Below are 14,735 nucleotides of genomic sequence, written 5' to 3' on the forward strand. Positions count from 1 at the left end.
ATTCTTTAACCCAGCAACAGGGTTAGATTACGATGAATAGAATTGTGACCGATGTAGTTATACCCGTTGGTAGTCCGAGCCGAAGCCGTAAGCACAAAGCTATAGGCACAACTCTGAGGAGGTCTCCAATTACCGGAAGCTGGGACAAGGTGATTCGTATAACCTCCCCAATTGCCCTTTGCAGGGGTATATCCTTCGCTGAAAATCCCAACAGACTGCCCTGCTCCATAAGTGGCATAGAAATTAATCCCCAAAAGATTTCCCTCTGGGTCATTGGCAGAAATCCGGAAGTTTAACCCATCCGGAGCAGCGCCAATAGTCTCAATCGCACAGGCCGAAACTTCAGTACGTCCATGCTTAATGCTGTCAATATTTACAGCCGGCAGGGAATTGTCAATAAACAAGCCCAAGGTTTGGTTTGCATCCGGCACATCCACTGCTCCTACTCTTTTGTAAAAAATCACCTTGATTTGATACAAACCAGGAAGTAGTGCGGTAGTCGGAAACTGAATCAATAAATCATCAATGGAATAGTCTTGGGCCGGATTGGTCAATTCATAAAATCCCAAGGTAGAAGCCGAAAATGACTCTAATACGTAGGTGGAACCATTCCATCGGTAATTTGACCAATTTGAAATCAGCTTTTGTGCAGAACCACCAGGAGGAGTTATTTCTACCCGATATTTCTTAATCCCCTGATTCCAGAGATCTTGAATTTTTGCCCGGTTTCCGATGAGATTCAAAGTTCCGCCGAAGGCAGCATTTTGCACAGCCACATAATATCCCGCATCCGTGGTAGCTCTTCCTCCAGCATCGATTTTAGTGGTTGGAATCAATCCTACACTTCCAACCAGTGGCCCAAGCTGAGCAGAGGGTATGGTAGGCTTTCTGGATAAAATCAACTGCCTGAGTTTGGTAAAATCTTTAAAGAAATTCCCTGGGAAATCGGTGGTAAATGAGGGATTGGTGGACTTTACTCTAAATCCAAAATAGGTAAACGGGGTGGACAAAGGCCAGGAGATTGCCACATTAATCTCCTTGAGATCAAGTTTGAATTTCCAAATCCGATGGGGAGTTGAAGAATTCATACTCGGACCAAATTCCTGTCGAACCTCACTCAATGATGGTGAAGACTGAAGTCCGGTCCATGAGCCCGGTCCTAAGTAAAATTGCCTCCCCAACTTATCGGGTTGACCGGGATATAGCCCGTAATTGATATCCTGATTGGCTGTGATTCCCCGGTCACGGTTGACATCAAATGACAACCAGAAGTAATCATTTGTACTGGAATCATTGCCTGTGTCTTGGACTACGTCCAAGGCTAGGTAAAGGAATTTGGCATCGTTTTTTGCCAAAACAACCCCTCTTGAGAAAGACAGGGTACCGGCATCATCCCAAGAACCTGAATTCAAGGGAGAGTTCAAATCAATGGGCTGCTGTGCCCACTCACTCTTAAATGGCATTGCAAATACCAACGGTGAGGTAATCGAAAGGCTTCTGAGTTTAGCCATAGCAACATGTGTGAATAAAAATGAAAAGAAGAAACAATCTGCCTTCCACAGTTAGGAAGGTCTGAAATTACAATCTCCGAATAGGTGAGACCCCTATTTGGAGAACCTAAAACATTTGTTAAACTATTTTAACAAATAATTGAAAATCAATAAGATATAAAGCTAAACTTTATTAGCACTTCTCAAAAATTATCTACCGGAAAATCCTAGAATGGAAGGACTTATCGCAAAATAACAATCCCTTAATCTGAATTCTGAGGAGATTTTCTACATTTAAATTACATTTTAACCAGTCTTATGAATCTTCTAAAAAACACTTTTCTTCTTTTTTGCTCGGTATTTATCAGTATTACTTGCCTTGGACAAATGAAATTTAACTCCAACAAAGTCATCGCACATCGGGGAGCTTGGAAGGCAAATTCATTTCCACAAAACTCACTCGCTTCACTGAAAGAAGCAGTGAAACTTGGCTGCGAAGGCTCAGAATTTGATGTCTGGATGACGGCAGACGAGGTCCTGGTCGTCAATCATGATGGAGATTTTATGGGAATGGAAATTGAACATTCCACCTATGCGCAACTCCTTTCCCAAAAGCTACCGAATGGAGAAAAAATCCCAACCTTGGAAGAATACCTCAAGGCAGGCAAAAAACAAAAGACCACCAAACTGATTCTGGAATTCAAGCCTTCTAAAATCAGTGTAGAAAGAAGTGAAAGGGTGGGAGAAATGGCCGTGAAAACCGTGCATAGGCTTAAGGCTCAAAAGTGGGTGGAATACATCACTTTTAGTTTCGAGGGAGGGAAAAAAGCCATCGCTACTGATCCTAAAGCAAAAGTCGCCTATCTCAATGGAGAAAAATCCCCTGCAGAATTAAAGGAGGCGGGGTTTTTCGGATTTGACTACAATATCCGAATTCTCAGACAGAAGCCAGAATGGATCCAGGAAGCAAAAGCGCTGGGTTTGACCACCAATTCCTGGACGGTCAATACTGCCGAAGATATGATTTGGCTTTTGGATCAAGGAATCGACCTGATTACCACAGATGAACCTGAATTACTTTTCAGGATTTTGAAGGATAAAGAATAAGCATTAAAAAAGGCTCTGAGGTAAATTCAGAGCCTTTTTTAATTAATTTTTTGCCGGAAGAATTTGTCCGGCAACTTCTCCGAAGCCAACCCTTATTCCGTCTTTTTCGGCAAATCCTTTCATAATCACAGTATCTCCGTCTTCGATAAACTTTCTTTCTTCTCCATCTTCCAAAGGAACAGCTTTGCTCCCTTTCCAACTCAGTTCAAGCATGGATCCGTAGGAATTTTCGGTAGATCCGGAAATTGTCCCGGAAGCCATCATGTCTCCGACATTGATGTTACAGCCATTTACGGTATGATGAGCCAATTGCTGAGCAATGTTCCAATACATGTGTTTGAAATTGGAAGTACAGACTTTCGAGGCTTTTTTGCCTTCGGGCTGAATAAAAACTTCCAGATTGATATCAAAGCTGTGGCTTTTTTCGCATTTCAGGTAATCCAAGACCTCAGGTTCTTGAATAGGCCCCTCCACTCGGAAAGGTTCCAAAGCCTCCAAAGTAACCACCCAAGGAGAAATGGAGGATCCGAAATTTTTCCCTAAAAAAGGACCTAGTGGCACATATTCCCAAGCTTGGATATCCCTTGCCGACCAATCATTGAATAAAACCATCCCGAAGATATATTCCTCAGCCTCGCCAGTGCTGACTGTATCCCCAAGTTTGGTTTGTTTCCCGGTGATAAACGCCATTTCCAGCTCAAAATCCAGTCTTCGACTTGGACCAAATGCCGGCTTTTCCATATCTGGGTCTTTAAATTGACCTTTGGGTCTGTGAATTGGAGTTCCAGACACCACAATGGACGAGGCTCTGCCATGGTATCCAACCGGTAAATGCTTCCAATTGGGAAGTAGGGCATTTTCCGGATCTCGGAACATTTTCCCCACATTGGTGGCGTGCTCTATGCTGCTGTAGAAATCCGTATAATCGCCGATTTTTACAGGAAGAAGCATTTCAGCCTCCTTGCGGTTAACCATTACTTTTCCCCGAGCAGAGTGATTTTTTAGCTCTTCATTTTCTTCCAACAGAAGGTTTTGCACCCGCTCTCGAATCTTTTTGGTCTGGGCCTTCCCAAGCGCAATCAGCTCATTGAGAGAATCGTTCATAAAAATTCCCTCCGGGAGAAACAAAGAAGAGAAGAAACCTTCCTGATCCAGTACGCTAAGGTCTACAATCTTATCTCCGATAGCCACTCCGATTCTCGGACTAAGCTTCTTGTTTTTGAAAACACCGAAGGGAAGATTATAAATGGTGAAATCGGAATTTTTTGGAATTTCCACCCAAGTATTCAGGGTAGGCAGGGCACTTTCGCTCATGATCAAAAATTGTTGTGGGCGTAAAATTACTGCATTCAGGGGAAATGAAAAATCATTCTCCGGTTCATCCCAAATAAACTTGCCTCAAAACACCGAAGATCAACCGTAAATCAAATATTTTCACACAATATTATTTGGCTACTTAAATTTCAATAGTAAACCTTACTCTATATGAACTCAAAAATCAGAATTCTTTACTTTTTCCTATTCCTCTTTTTGGCTCAGGTGGCTATTGCTCAAGAGAAGCCAATTCTTGTTCAGCTCGACGAGGTAGCTGTCATTGACCAAAAAATTATGATGCCCATGCGTGATGGTACTCGCCTGGCCACGGACATTTATCGACCAAAAGGAGACGCGAAAGTTCCTATCGTGTTTTCCAGAACTCCCTACAACTTCAATACCTATGGAAATGGGGAAATGAATGAAAGAACTCTCCAAACAGCCCTTTCGTGGGTGAAAAAAGGCTATGCCTATGTGGTGCAGAACGAGCGTGGAAGGTTTTTCTCAGAAGGAAACTGGGATATTTTGGGCACTCCCCTGACAGATAGCTACGATGCCTTTGACTGGATGTCTAAGCAAGCCTGGAGTAATGGCAAAATCGGTTTGCTCGGTTGTTCCTCCACTGCAGAATGGCAAATGGCGGCTGCATCTCTCAATCATCCTGCATTGGCGGCCTTAGTTCCTCAGGGTTATGGTGCCGGTGTGGGAAGAATCGGAAATTATTATGAGCAGGGCAACTGGTACCGAGGCGGTGCTGGGCAAATGCTGTTTACTGCTTGGCTGTATGGAACCCAACACGATCCTATGGCCCCTAGGCTTCCTCAGGGAATCGAGCAAAAAGATCTGTTGAGACTGCAGCGGTTCTATGATATGGCTCCTGAATATCCAAGGGTGGACTGGAAGGAAGGCCTAGCTCACTTGCCAGTACAGGACATCATCAAAAATGTGAACGGACCTAAAGGGATCTATGAAGAAATGATTACCCGAAAGCCCAATGATCCCAGATGGTATCAGGGAGGACTGTTTCATGATGACATGCCCTTTGACAAGCCTAGTATGTGGTTTGTTTCTTGGTACGATGTTTCCTCCTCTCCAAACATTGCGCTTTACAATCATGTGAGACAGAATGCCATCAGTCAAATGGCAAGAGACAACCAATACCTAGTCATAGCCCCAGTTCTCCATTGCTCATACACCAGAGCTTCGGAAAACACCGTGGTGGGCGAAAGAAGTGTGGGTGATGCCCGCTGGAATTATGATGAAGTGATCACAGCTTGGTTTGACCTTTGGCTAAAAGGCAAAGATGATGGGACCATTTCTAAAATGCCAAAAGTCACCTATTTCACCATGGGAACTAATCAGTGGCAATCCTCAGACGTTTGGCCGCCTAAAAATGCGGTGATGACTCCTTTCTTCCTGGATTCAAAGGGCATGGCAAACACCAGAAACGGGGACGGTAAGTTGGTGGCTAAAGCTCCTAAATTAGAGGCTAAAGACACTTTCAAATACGACCCAATGAACCCGGTGAATTCCTATGGCGGAAATGTCTGCTGTACTGGAAATGCTGTTCAGGGTGGGGCATTTGATCAAAGCGAAATGGAACTGAGAGACGACATCCTTGTGTACACTTCAGAGCCTTTGGCTGAAGGAGTGGAAGTCTCCGGATTTATCGAAAGCTACCTTTACCTTTCTTCAGATGTCCTGGATACAGATGTCACTATCAAATTGATCGATGTGTATCCTGATGGAAAAGCATACAATTTGGATGAAACTATCCAGCGCGTGAGATACCGGGAAGGATACGACAAGGAAGTTTTTATGGAAAACGGAAAAGTCTATGAAATTAAAATGACCCCGATGAGTACCTCTAATTACTTCGAAAAAGGACATCAAATCCGCATCGAAATCACATCTTCCAACTTCCCTCGCTTTGATAGAAACATGAATACGGGAGGAAACAACTACGACGAGACGGAAGGAAAAGTCGCTACAAACAATATTCATCACGGAGGAAAATTCCAGAGTAGAATTGTCCTACCGATGTTGAAAAAGTAAAAACAGAAATCACCCTAGAAAAGGCAGGAAGTTTTCCTGCCTTTTTTCGTTTAGGTGGATCAGTTTTCCTACCAGTAGGCTATACCCAATGCATAATTTCCCACATGAAGTTCAGCATTAGCCATTTTTTGGCTTCGGCCATTGGTCTTAAGACCGCTAAACCAAAGGAATTTTGGATTTTGGTTCAATTTCGGATAATCATATTTCGTTTATACCAGTTCTCAACTCGATTTATCAGGCCAAAAACCCGTTCGTAATTATTTTAATGCAACCTCCAAAACATTGAAACGAGGTTATTATTTTTACTAAATAGTATTTTTCAAAACATCATAATCCTATGTTCAAATTTTACAAAACACTCCTATCCCTGGCTTTGCTTTTGGGGTCTGTGGGTTGGGCTTTTGCCCAATATACAGTCTCAGGCAAAGTGTCAGATGATCGAACTGGAGAGCCATTGATTGGCGCCAGTATTTTAATTAAGGGTACTACATCAGGAACAGTCACAGACCTTGATGGAGGATTTTCGATCAATATGCCGAGCAACGAACCCGGCACATTGGTTTTTTCATCAATCGGCTACCTTTCCCAAACCATCAATGTGGCTCCGGGGGTAAGCATTTTAAACGTTAAGCTCAAGCAAGATGCGACCAACTTGGAGGAAGTGGTTGTTACAGGTCTTGCTACGTCTGTAAAGCGAAGTAACCTTGCCAATGCGGTGACTTCTGTATCTTCCAGAGACTTGACAGGAACCACCACAATTCAAACTACTGACGGTGCGCTTTATGGAAAAGTCCCAGGAGCAACTATCCGATCCAATGGTGGAGCTCCCGGCGGGGGTATTTCCATCCAGCTGAGAGGTATTTCCTCCCTCACAGGAGCGTCTCAGCCTTTGATTATCGTGGATGGAGTCTACATCAGTAATGCCTCTCAAAGAACCGGTAGAGCGACAGTTTCTGGAGCAGGAGCCAGCAATCAGGATGATGGATCCAACCGTCTCGCTGACCTTAACCCCGCAGATATTGAAACCATCGAAATTCTGAAAGGCCCATCCGCTGCAGCGATTTATGGAACTCGGGCTAATGCAGGGGTTATCATCATCACCACCAAAAGAGGACAAGAAGGCAGAACCACAGTTTCTCTTTCTCAGGATATTGGATTCGCATCTCCGCTTCGATTATTAGGAGTGGATAGCTGGAGCGAGCAGAAAATCAATTTCTTCTTTCCAGAATCAAGAAGGCCGATAGAATTGGAAAGATTCCGTGCAGCTCAGGCTAGCGGTACCTTTATCGATTATGAAGACTACTTCTACAACAACCAAGCGACTCTTCTTAACTCCAGGCTAACGGTAAGTGGTGGGAATGAAAAGACAAAGTATTTCGTGTCCGGTAACTTTACAGATGAAGAAGGTACCGTAAAAAATACAGGCTTTAACCGGTATTCCATTCGGGCCAACTTGGATCACAAAATCTCCAATTCCATCAAGCTTGGGGTGTCTTCAAATTACCTCAGATCCGAAACAGACCGGGGCTTCACTGGCAACCAAAATAACACCGGTGCATCCATTGGTTATTCCATTGCCTATGTCCCTAACTATTTTGATTTAAGAAGAAATGCTGACGGCACCTATCCGGTAAACCCATACTTCTCGGATAACCCGGTAGCAGTTACTGACAATGCCATCAACAACTCATTGGTCAACCGATTTATCCAGTCCTTCACCTTGGATGTGGATTTGTTAAAAACTGAAAATAGCTTCTTGAAAGCTCAATTGTCCGGTGGTCTGGATTTCTTGCAAAACAGCACCATGATTTACTTACCTGAATTTCTTCAGTTTCAAAGAGCTCAGGCAAATCCAGGGGACGTTTTGAAAGGCAAGCAGGAAAGCTTCAACACTAATATCCAAGCTGCATTGGTGTACAACTGGAATCTTGGAGCGGTGAATATGAATACCTCTGCAGGTTTGGTAAGACTTGACTTTGACAACAGTGCCTTATTTAACAGAGGCCGAGGCCTAGTGCCGGGTCAAACTAACTTGAACCAAGCTGCTATTCAGGAAATTAACCAGGAGTTTACCAGCAGAATCTCTGATGCTGGGGTGTTTATGCAACAGGAAGCCAACTGGGAGGATAAAATCATCGGTACTGCCGGTATCAGATGGGATAAGTCAACCTTGAATGGAGATCCCAATAAAATGTATGCATTCCCTAGAGCATCGGTAGCATTTAACATTGCCAATTTCGACTTCTGGAATGTTGGATTCATGAACCAGTTGAAACCAAGAGTAGCCTATGGTGAAACAGCCGGTCCGGTAAACTTTGGAGCTACCTTTACTCCATTAGGCGGAACCAATATCGGCGGTCTTTTGGGATCAGTAGTCAGCACTCAGATTGGCAATACCCAAATTCTTCCTGAGACTGCCCGAGAAATTGAATTTGGTGTGGATGCGGGCTTCTTCAATAACAGACTTAGCCTCGAAGCTACCTACTACATCAAATCCACCAAAAACAATATTCAAAACCTTAACCTCTCTCCTTCTACCGGGGTAAACACTACACCAAGCAACGAAGCTGAGCTGGAAAACAAAGGGATTGAATTATCTCTTTCCGGTACTCCAATCGAAACTGCCAATTTCAGATGGTTTAGCCGCGTCATGTTCTGGAAAAATGATCTTCTAATGACCAGATTAGGAATTCCTACCTATATCTCAGGTGCCTTTGGATCTGGTCTAGGTACATTCTTGTATGCTGAGGGTTATTCCCCGACCACCATCGTCGGTACCCCTGCTGATGCCAGTGTTCCAGGTGGATTTACCATTTGGGGAGATGCTCAACCAGACTTCAACATGTCATTCTATAACACCATCAGCCTGCTGAAAGGCCTGGAGTTTTCTTTCTTGATTGACTGGAAAAAAGGAGGTGACAACATTAACTTGACTTCATTCTTGACAGACGGAGGAGGAACTACCAATGGCTGGTTTAATGACGATAACGGAGATGGAATTCCAAATGGCCGTCAAAGACCACCAGCTCCGTACAACAATGCCGGCCGCTGGGTACAAGATGCAAGTTTTGTGAAAGTCCGTGAAATAGGCCTTTACTACACAGTTCCAAAAACCACAGTTTCTACCTGGTTCGGAAATTCTGTGCAGAGTATTCGAGTGGGCTCTTCAGTAAACAATGCATTCTTGTTTACCAAGTACCAAGGTTACGATCCGGAGACTTCCACTTTCGGAGCACAAGCAGTAGCCAACAATGTGGACATTGCTCCATATCCTACTCCTCGCCGTGTATTCTTTCATTTAACTATTGACTTCTAAACCGGCTTTAATCATGAAAAACATAAGAAATTATTTCGCTTCTGCACTGATTACCGCCGCGGTTTTATCCAGCTGTAATCCTTTGCAACTAGATGAGGTACTTGATCCTAACAACCCATCGGTAGGATCAGTATCCAATAATGCCACCCCGCAACAGATCCAGTTTTTGATCACGGGACTAGAATCCCGTCACCGGGGTTACGTGACCAATATTTCTCAGGCCTGGAATACTTTTGGAAGGGAAATTTGGTATCTAAATGCCTCTGACCCACGATTCCAGACAGACTGGCTGGGACAGAACGGCAGAGTTCCGGATCGGGCCTATTTTGGCTTCGGCACCACTGGAGGCGGATCTTGGGCAACTCCTTATCAGGCGATCAAACAGGCAGATGTCCTAATCACAGCTGCCGAAAACACCAGCCTGATTCCAGAAACGTCCAAAAGCGCTGTACGCGGATTTGCCAAAACCATCCAAGGATTTCAATTTATGATCCCGGCAAACTTTGTTTACCAAAACGGAATCAGAATCGACGTCAAGGATCCTTTAAACCCAGGTCCATTTGTCCCATACGCTCAGGCATTAGACGCGATAAAAACCATCCTAGATGAAGGCAATGCAGAGCTTCAAGCTGCAGGAACCGGGAATTTCCCCTTCACGCTTACCAGAGGCTTTAATGGATACAATACCTTGACAGGATTGAGACAGGTAAACCGGGCGATCACAGCCAGGCTAAATGCCTATCGAAAAGACTGGCAGGGAGTATTGACCGCCTTGGAAGGATCATTTATGAATCTCAATGGAGACTTGAACGCCGGTCCTTCTCACCCTTATGGTGCATCTCCTGACATCTTCAACCCTCTCTTTTATCTTCCCAATGCGGCGGTAAACACCATCATCGTGGTACACCCTTCGGTATTGAGAGACACCATTCCAGGTGACAGGCGAGTGAGAACCAAATTCCTCAGAAGAACAAATCCTGTCACTGTAACCACAGACGCAGGAGCTTTGGTAGGTACTCACCAGGATGCCCGTTGGCCTTCCAATACCACTTCCATTCCTTTTATAAAAAATGAGGAATTGATCCTGCTAAAGGCTGAGGCTCACGCCAATCTGAACCAGCCAACTTTGGCAGTGGAAGCCATCAATATCATCCGGAATGCAGCAGGTATTGGTCCTTACACTGGAGCGACCACTCAAGCCGCTTTGATCAATGAGATTCTATTCCAGAGAAGATATTCTCTTTGGGCAGAACCATGGGGACATCGATGGATTGATGCACGACGATATGATCGTCTAAATCAAATTCCAACTTCGTTTGATGGAGGCACCATATTTACCCAATTCCCACATCCTCAAGCAGAATTGAGCTGGGATCAGTATGCGGGAAATTAACCCATCCTTAATTCTTAATAAAAGACCGGCAGTGATGTCGGTCTTTTCTTTTTCTCGGAATTGGATTCTTCCAAGGCCTTTTCCCCATTTTCTGCTATTTTTGCCCCTTCGAAAAAACAACCCCGAGTATGTCTATTGCCAGCAAATACGAACCGGCATCCGCCGAGGCCAAATGGTACGCTTACTGGATGGAGCACAAGCTCTTTTCCTCAAAAATTGACCACAGCAAGGAACCGTACACCATCGTCATTCCTCCGCCCAACGTCACCGGCGTGCTACACATGGGCCATATGCTGAACAACACCATTCAGGACGTACTCATCCGAAGAGCCAGAATGCAAGGCAAAAATGCCTGCTGGGTCCCGGGAACAGACCATGCCTCCATTGCCACCGAAACCAAGGTCGTTCAGCTTTTGAAAGAAAGAGGAATCGACAAAAAGGATATATCCCGAGAAGAATTCCTTACCCATGCCTGGGAATGGAAAGAGAAATACGGGGGAATTATCCTCGAGCAACTGAAAAAACTCGGCGCATCCTGCGACTGGGATCGGACTGCTTTCACCATGGATCCGGGATTAAGCGACGCGGTGATTTCTGTTTTTGTGGATTTGTATCAAAAAGGAAAAATCTACCGGGGAATCCGAATGGTCAACTGGGATCCAAAGGGGCAAACTGCTCTTTCGGATGACGAAGTAATCATGAAGGAAATTGCTTCGAAGCTATTCTACATCAAGTATAAAATCGAGGGTTCCGAAGACCAATTTTTGACTATCGCCACCACCCGGCCAGAAACTATCATGGCTGACGTGGCGATCTGTATCAATCCAAACGATCCGAGATTTACTCATCTCAAAGGAAAAAAGGCCATCATCCCTCTTATCAATCGTGCCATTCCAATTATTGAGGATGAATACGTAGATATGGAGTTTGGTACTGGCTGTCTCAAAGTCACTCCCGCCCACGACATCAATGACTATGAGTTGGGCATCAAACATAAGCTGGAAGTCATCGACATTCTCAACGACAATGGAACCCTCAATGAAAAAGCTCAAATTCTTGTTGGAGAGGACCGATTTATTGCCAGAAAGAAAATCGGGAAGCTTCTGGATGAAGCCGGACAATTGGAAAAAATCGAGGACTATAAGTCCAATGTAGGTCACTCCGAACGTACAGATGCAGTCATTGAACCGAAGCTTTCATTGCAATGGTTTCTCAAAATGGACGAAATCACCCAACCTGCCTTCACTTCGGTGATGGAGGATTTGATCCAATTGCATCCACCCAAATTCAAAAACATGTACCGGGTATGGATGGAAAATGTGCGCGATTGGTGCATCTCTCGCCAGCTTTGGTGGGGTCACCGAATCCCGGCTTTCTACCTTCCTAATGGTGAATTTGTGGTAGCCAAAACTGCGGAAGAGGCTTTGGCTCAGGCCAACTCCCGGTTTGGATCAAACTGGACTCTAGCCGATCTGAAGCAGGATGAAGACGTTTTGGATACTTGGTTTAGCTCTTGGCTTTGGCCGATATCGGTTTTTGACACTGAAGTTTTCAGTACTGGAAAACCCAATGAGGAACTGAAATATTATTACCCTACCAATGATCTGGTCACTGCTCCGGAGATTCTTTTCTTCTGGGTAGCCAGAATGATCATTGCCGGATACGAATACTTGGGTGAAAAACCCTTCAAAAACGTGTATTTGACGGGGATAGTCCGAGACAAGCAGGGAAGAAAAATGTCCAAATCCTTGGGCAATTCCCCTGATCCCCTCGACCTGATTGCTCAATATGGTGCCGATGGTGTAAGAACGGGAATGCTTTTCTCCTCGCCTGCCGGTAACGACTTGCCATTTGATGAAAAGTTGGTGGAACAAGGTCGAAACTTTGCCAATAAGATTTGGAATGCTTTCCGATTGGTTCAAGGCTGGGAAATTGATAAAAACCTAGATGGCTCAGCGAATGAGGCGAGTATCGAATGGTTTGAAAACCGATTCAACCAAGCTTTGAGTGAAATCAACGAACATTTTGAAAAATTCCGAATTTCTGATGCCCTGATGTCCACCTACAAGTTGGTGTGGGATGACTTCTGCTCTTGGTATCTGGAAATGATCAAACCAGGCTATCAGCAGCCGATTGATCAGGTTACATTTGATAAGACTATTGGGTTTTTCGAAAACATCCTCAAACTACTTCATCCATTTATGCCATTCATTTCGGAAGAAATCTGGCACCAAATCCGGGAAAGAAATGTGGAGGAGTCTCTAATCTTAGCTTCTTGGCCTTCTGAGCAAGGATTTGATCCAAAGATTATTGAAGAAGCAGTGCAGGTTTTTGAAGTAGTCTCTCAGGTAAGAAACCTAAGAGCTTCCAAAGGTATGTCTCCAAAAGAAGCCTTGGGCCTGACCATCAATGCAAAAAACGAAGGGCTTTATTCCCGATTTGAGTCAGTTTTGACCAAGTTGGCAAACCTCTCCTCCCTTTCATTTGGGGAGAAGGTGGAAAATGCCATGAGCTTTGTGGTAAAGGCTGACGAATGCTTTATCCCGATGGGTGATTCTATCGATGTAGAAGAAGAGAAAGCCAATATTCAAAAGGAATTGGAATACACCCGAGGATTCTTGAATTCTGTCGTGAAAAAACTCAGCAATGAGCGCTTTGTGGCCGGGGCTCCAGCCCAGGTGGTAGAAATGGAAAAGAAAAAACAAGCGGATGCTGAGGCAAAAATCAAAGCCCTAGAAGAAAGTCTGGCGAAGTTGGGATAAATAAAGACCGATGTCAGATGACCGATGTTGGTTCTCGTAAATATTTATTGAAAATTTGAAGTAGAATCCGGGGTCAAAAGGCCCCGGATTTACTTTTTTCTCCTGAATCCAAGGCAGATAGGGGTGAATTTCGAAAAAGATCTTGCTGTGAGTCATTTTTGCCGTACCTTTGTGGCCTAGCGGCACGACCAGCTCCTGCTGAATCCCCCAGGTCCGGAAGGAAGCAAGGGTAGGCGGTTGTAGCGGTGCGATGCCGCTTCTTTTTTTGCCCTAAAATTTCTGAATAGGTTTTTTTGAAGATTCCGAATCCTGATTAATCTTCTAACTTTGTTCAATTAGGAAAACAATCTCCCTATTGAATCTATTTTACAAAATCAAAACCTATTCACATGAAATTCTTTATTGACACAGCCAACCTTTCAGAAATACGCGAAGCCTATGATATGGGCATTTTGGACGGAGTGACCACCAATCCTTCCTTGATGGCCAAAGAAGGAATCAGCGGTGAAGCAAATGTTTTGGCTCACTACAAAGCCATCTGTGATATTGTAGACGATAAAGTAAGTGCCGAAGTCATCGCCACAGACTTTGATGGAATGATCAAAGAAGGTAAGGAACTGGCGAAAATCGATGATAAGATCGTGGTGAAAATCCCCATGATCAAAGATGGCATCAAGGCAATCAAATATTTCCATAGCGAAGGCATCAGAACCAATTGCACCTTGGTATTCTCACCTGGTCAGGCAATTTTGGCAGCAAAAGCTGGTGCGACCTACCTTTCCCCTTTTATCGGAAGATTAGACGATATCTCTTATGATGGATTGGAGTTGATCGCTCAGATCGTACACATCTATGGCAACTATGGATTTGAAACTGAGGTATTGGCAGCATCCATCCGACACACCATGCACTTGGTGAAGTGTGCAGAAATCGGAGCCGATGTGGTCACTTGTCCACTGAAAGTAATTACCGGATTATTAAAACATCCCTTGACTGACTCAGGCTTGGCCCAGTTTTTGGCTGACCATGCCAAGGCAGCAGGAAAATAAATTACCAGAGCTGCCTAATACAGGCAGCTCTTTGATTCTCCCCTTATGTACATCATCAAAGTAAAAGGCAAGGCAAAAATTCCGGACTACATTCAGATCCGGGATGAGAATTTTGTTTTGGTTGCTTATTTCAGGGCTGACAGACCCATGAAAAATGTAGAAAAATTTGGACTAGAGGGAAAAGAAGATCAGCTGGAAGAACTGATCAAATCCCTGCCTTTCGGAAAACTTCAAAAACTTGATCTTTAA

9 protein-coding genes and 1 other RNA gene are annotated in these 14,735 nt (G+C 44.3%); 8 read left to right on the forward strand and 2 right to left on the reverse strand.

Going from position 1 to position 14,735, the window contains the following annotated elements:
• Nucleotides 1-5: 5 nt before the first annotated feature.
• A complete protein-coding gene (locus tag G458_RS0119510; RefSeq protein WP_026953393.1) occupies nt 6-1,511 on the reverse strand; it encodes a hypothetical protein in 1,506 nt (501 codons plus the stop codon).
• A gap of 366 nt (nt 1,512-1,877) precedes the next feature.
• Here G458_RS0119510 and G458_RS0119515 point away from each other — a divergent pair, with 366 nt between their 5' ends.
• On the forward strand, nt 1,878-2,597 hold the full coding sequence (locus G458_RS0119515; RefSeq protein WP_245579303.1) for a glycerophosphodiester phosphodiesterase: 720 nt from the start codon (nt 1,878-1,880) through the stop codon (nt 2,595-2,597).
• 42 nt (nt 2,598-2,639) lie between these two features.
• Here G458_RS0119515 and fahA read toward each other — a convergent pair whose 3' ends face one another.
• Nucleotides 2,640-3,911 carry a fumarylacetoacetase gene (gene fahA, locus G458_RS0119520; RefSeq protein ID WP_026953395.1) on the reverse strand — a complete coding sequence of 424 codons (1,272 nt, stop codon included), beginning with the start codon at nt 3,909-3,911 and terminating at the stop codon, nt 2,640-2,642.
• 171 nt (nt 3,912-4,082) lie between these two features.
• On the opposite strand from fahA, the gene G458_RS0119525 reads away from it, so the two are divergent.
• From G458_RS0119525 to G458_RS0119560, 7 genes are all read left to right on the forward strand, one after another.
• Entirely contained in the window at nt 4,083-5,966 is a 1,884-nt protein-coding gene (locus tag G458_RS0119525) for a CocE/NonD family hydrolase (protein ID WP_026953396.1), read from the forward strand.
• A 337-nt stretch (nt 5,967-6,303) separates the two neighbouring features.
• Nucleotides 6,304-9,282 carry a SusC/RagA family TonB-linked outer membrane protein gene (locus G458_RS0119535; RefSeq protein WP_026953397.1) on the forward strand — a complete coding sequence of 993 codons (2,979 nt, stop codon included), beginning with the start codon at nt 6,304-6,306 and terminating at the stop codon, nt 9,280-9,282.
• 13 nt (nt 9,283-9,295) lie between these two features.
• Entirely contained in the window at nt 9,296-10,675 is a 1,380-nt protein-coding gene (locus tag G458_RS0119540) for a RagB/SusD family nutrient uptake outer membrane protein (protein WP_026953398.1), read from the forward strand.
• A 128-nt stretch (nt 10,676-10,803) separates the two neighbouring features.
• A complete protein-coding gene (locus G458_RS0119545) occupies nt 10,804-13,437 on the forward strand; it encodes a valine--tRNA ligase (protein ID WP_026953399.1) in 2,634 nt (877 codons plus the stop codon).
• A gap of 176 nt (nt 13,438-13,613) precedes the next feature.
• Nucleotides 13,614-13,700, forward strand: an RNA gene (gene ffs / locus G458_RS21725) — signal recognition particle sRNA small type.
• Nucleotides 13,701-13,826: 126 nt separating this feature from the next.
• Nucleotides 13,827-14,486, forward strand: a complete 660-nt coding sequence (fsa, locus tag G458_RS0119555; RefSeq protein WP_026953401.1) for a fructose-6-phosphate aldolase — start codon at nt 13,827-13,829, stop codon at nt 14,484-14,486.
• Between the two features lie 45 nt (nt 14,487-14,531).
• Complete coding sequence (locus G458_RS0119560) at nt 14,532-14,735, forward strand: hypothetical protein (protein WP_026953402.1); 204 nt, start codon at nt 14,532-14,534, stop codon at nt 14,733-14,735.

It is taken from the genome of Algoriphagus mannitolivorans DSM 15301 (assembly GCF_000429425.1).
GTDB classification, from domain to species: Bacteria; Bacteroidota; Bacteroidia; order Cytophagales; family Cyclobacteriaceae; genus Algoriphagus; species Algoriphagus mannitolivorans.

What these genes read in the sequence shown, in the direction of transcription:
- G458_RS0119510 (WP_026953393.1), bottom strand. Translation starts at nt 1,511, where the DNA reads ATGGCTAAACTCAGAAGCCTTTCGATTACCTCACCGTTGGTATTTGCA.
- G458_RS0119515 (WP_245579303.1), top strand. Translation starts at nt 1,878, where the DNA reads ATGAAATTTAACTCCAACAAAGTCATCGCACATCGGGGAGCTTGGAAG.
- fahA (WP_026953395.1), bottom strand. Translation starts at nt 3,911, where the DNA reads ATGAGCGAAAGTGCCCTGCCTACCCTGAATACTTGGGTGGAAATTCCA.
- G458_RS0119525 (WP_026953396.1), top strand. Translation starts at nt 4,083, where the DNA reads ATGAACTCAAAAATCAGAATTCTTTACTTTTTCCTATTCCTCTTTTTG.
- G458_RS0119535 (WP_026953397.1), top strand. Translation starts at nt 6,304, where the DNA reads ATGTTCAAATTTTACAAAACACTCCTATCCCTGGCTTTGCTTTTGGGG.
- G458_RS0119540 (WP_026953398.1), top strand. Translation starts at nt 9,296, where the DNA reads ATGAAAAACATAAGAAATTATTTCGCTTCTGCACTGATTACCGCCGCG.
- G458_RS0119545 (WP_026953399.1), top strand. Translation starts at nt 10,804, where the DNA reads ATGTCTATTGCCAGCAAATACGAACCGGCATCCGCCGAGGCCAAATGG.
- fsa (WP_026953401.1), top strand. Translation starts at nt 13,827, where the DNA reads ATGAAATTCTTTATTGACACAGCCAACCTTTCAGAAATACGCGAAGCC.
- G458_RS0119560 (WP_026953402.1), top strand. Translation starts at nt 14,532, where the DNA reads ATGTACATCATCAAAGTAAAAGGCAAGGCAAAAATTCCGGACTACATT.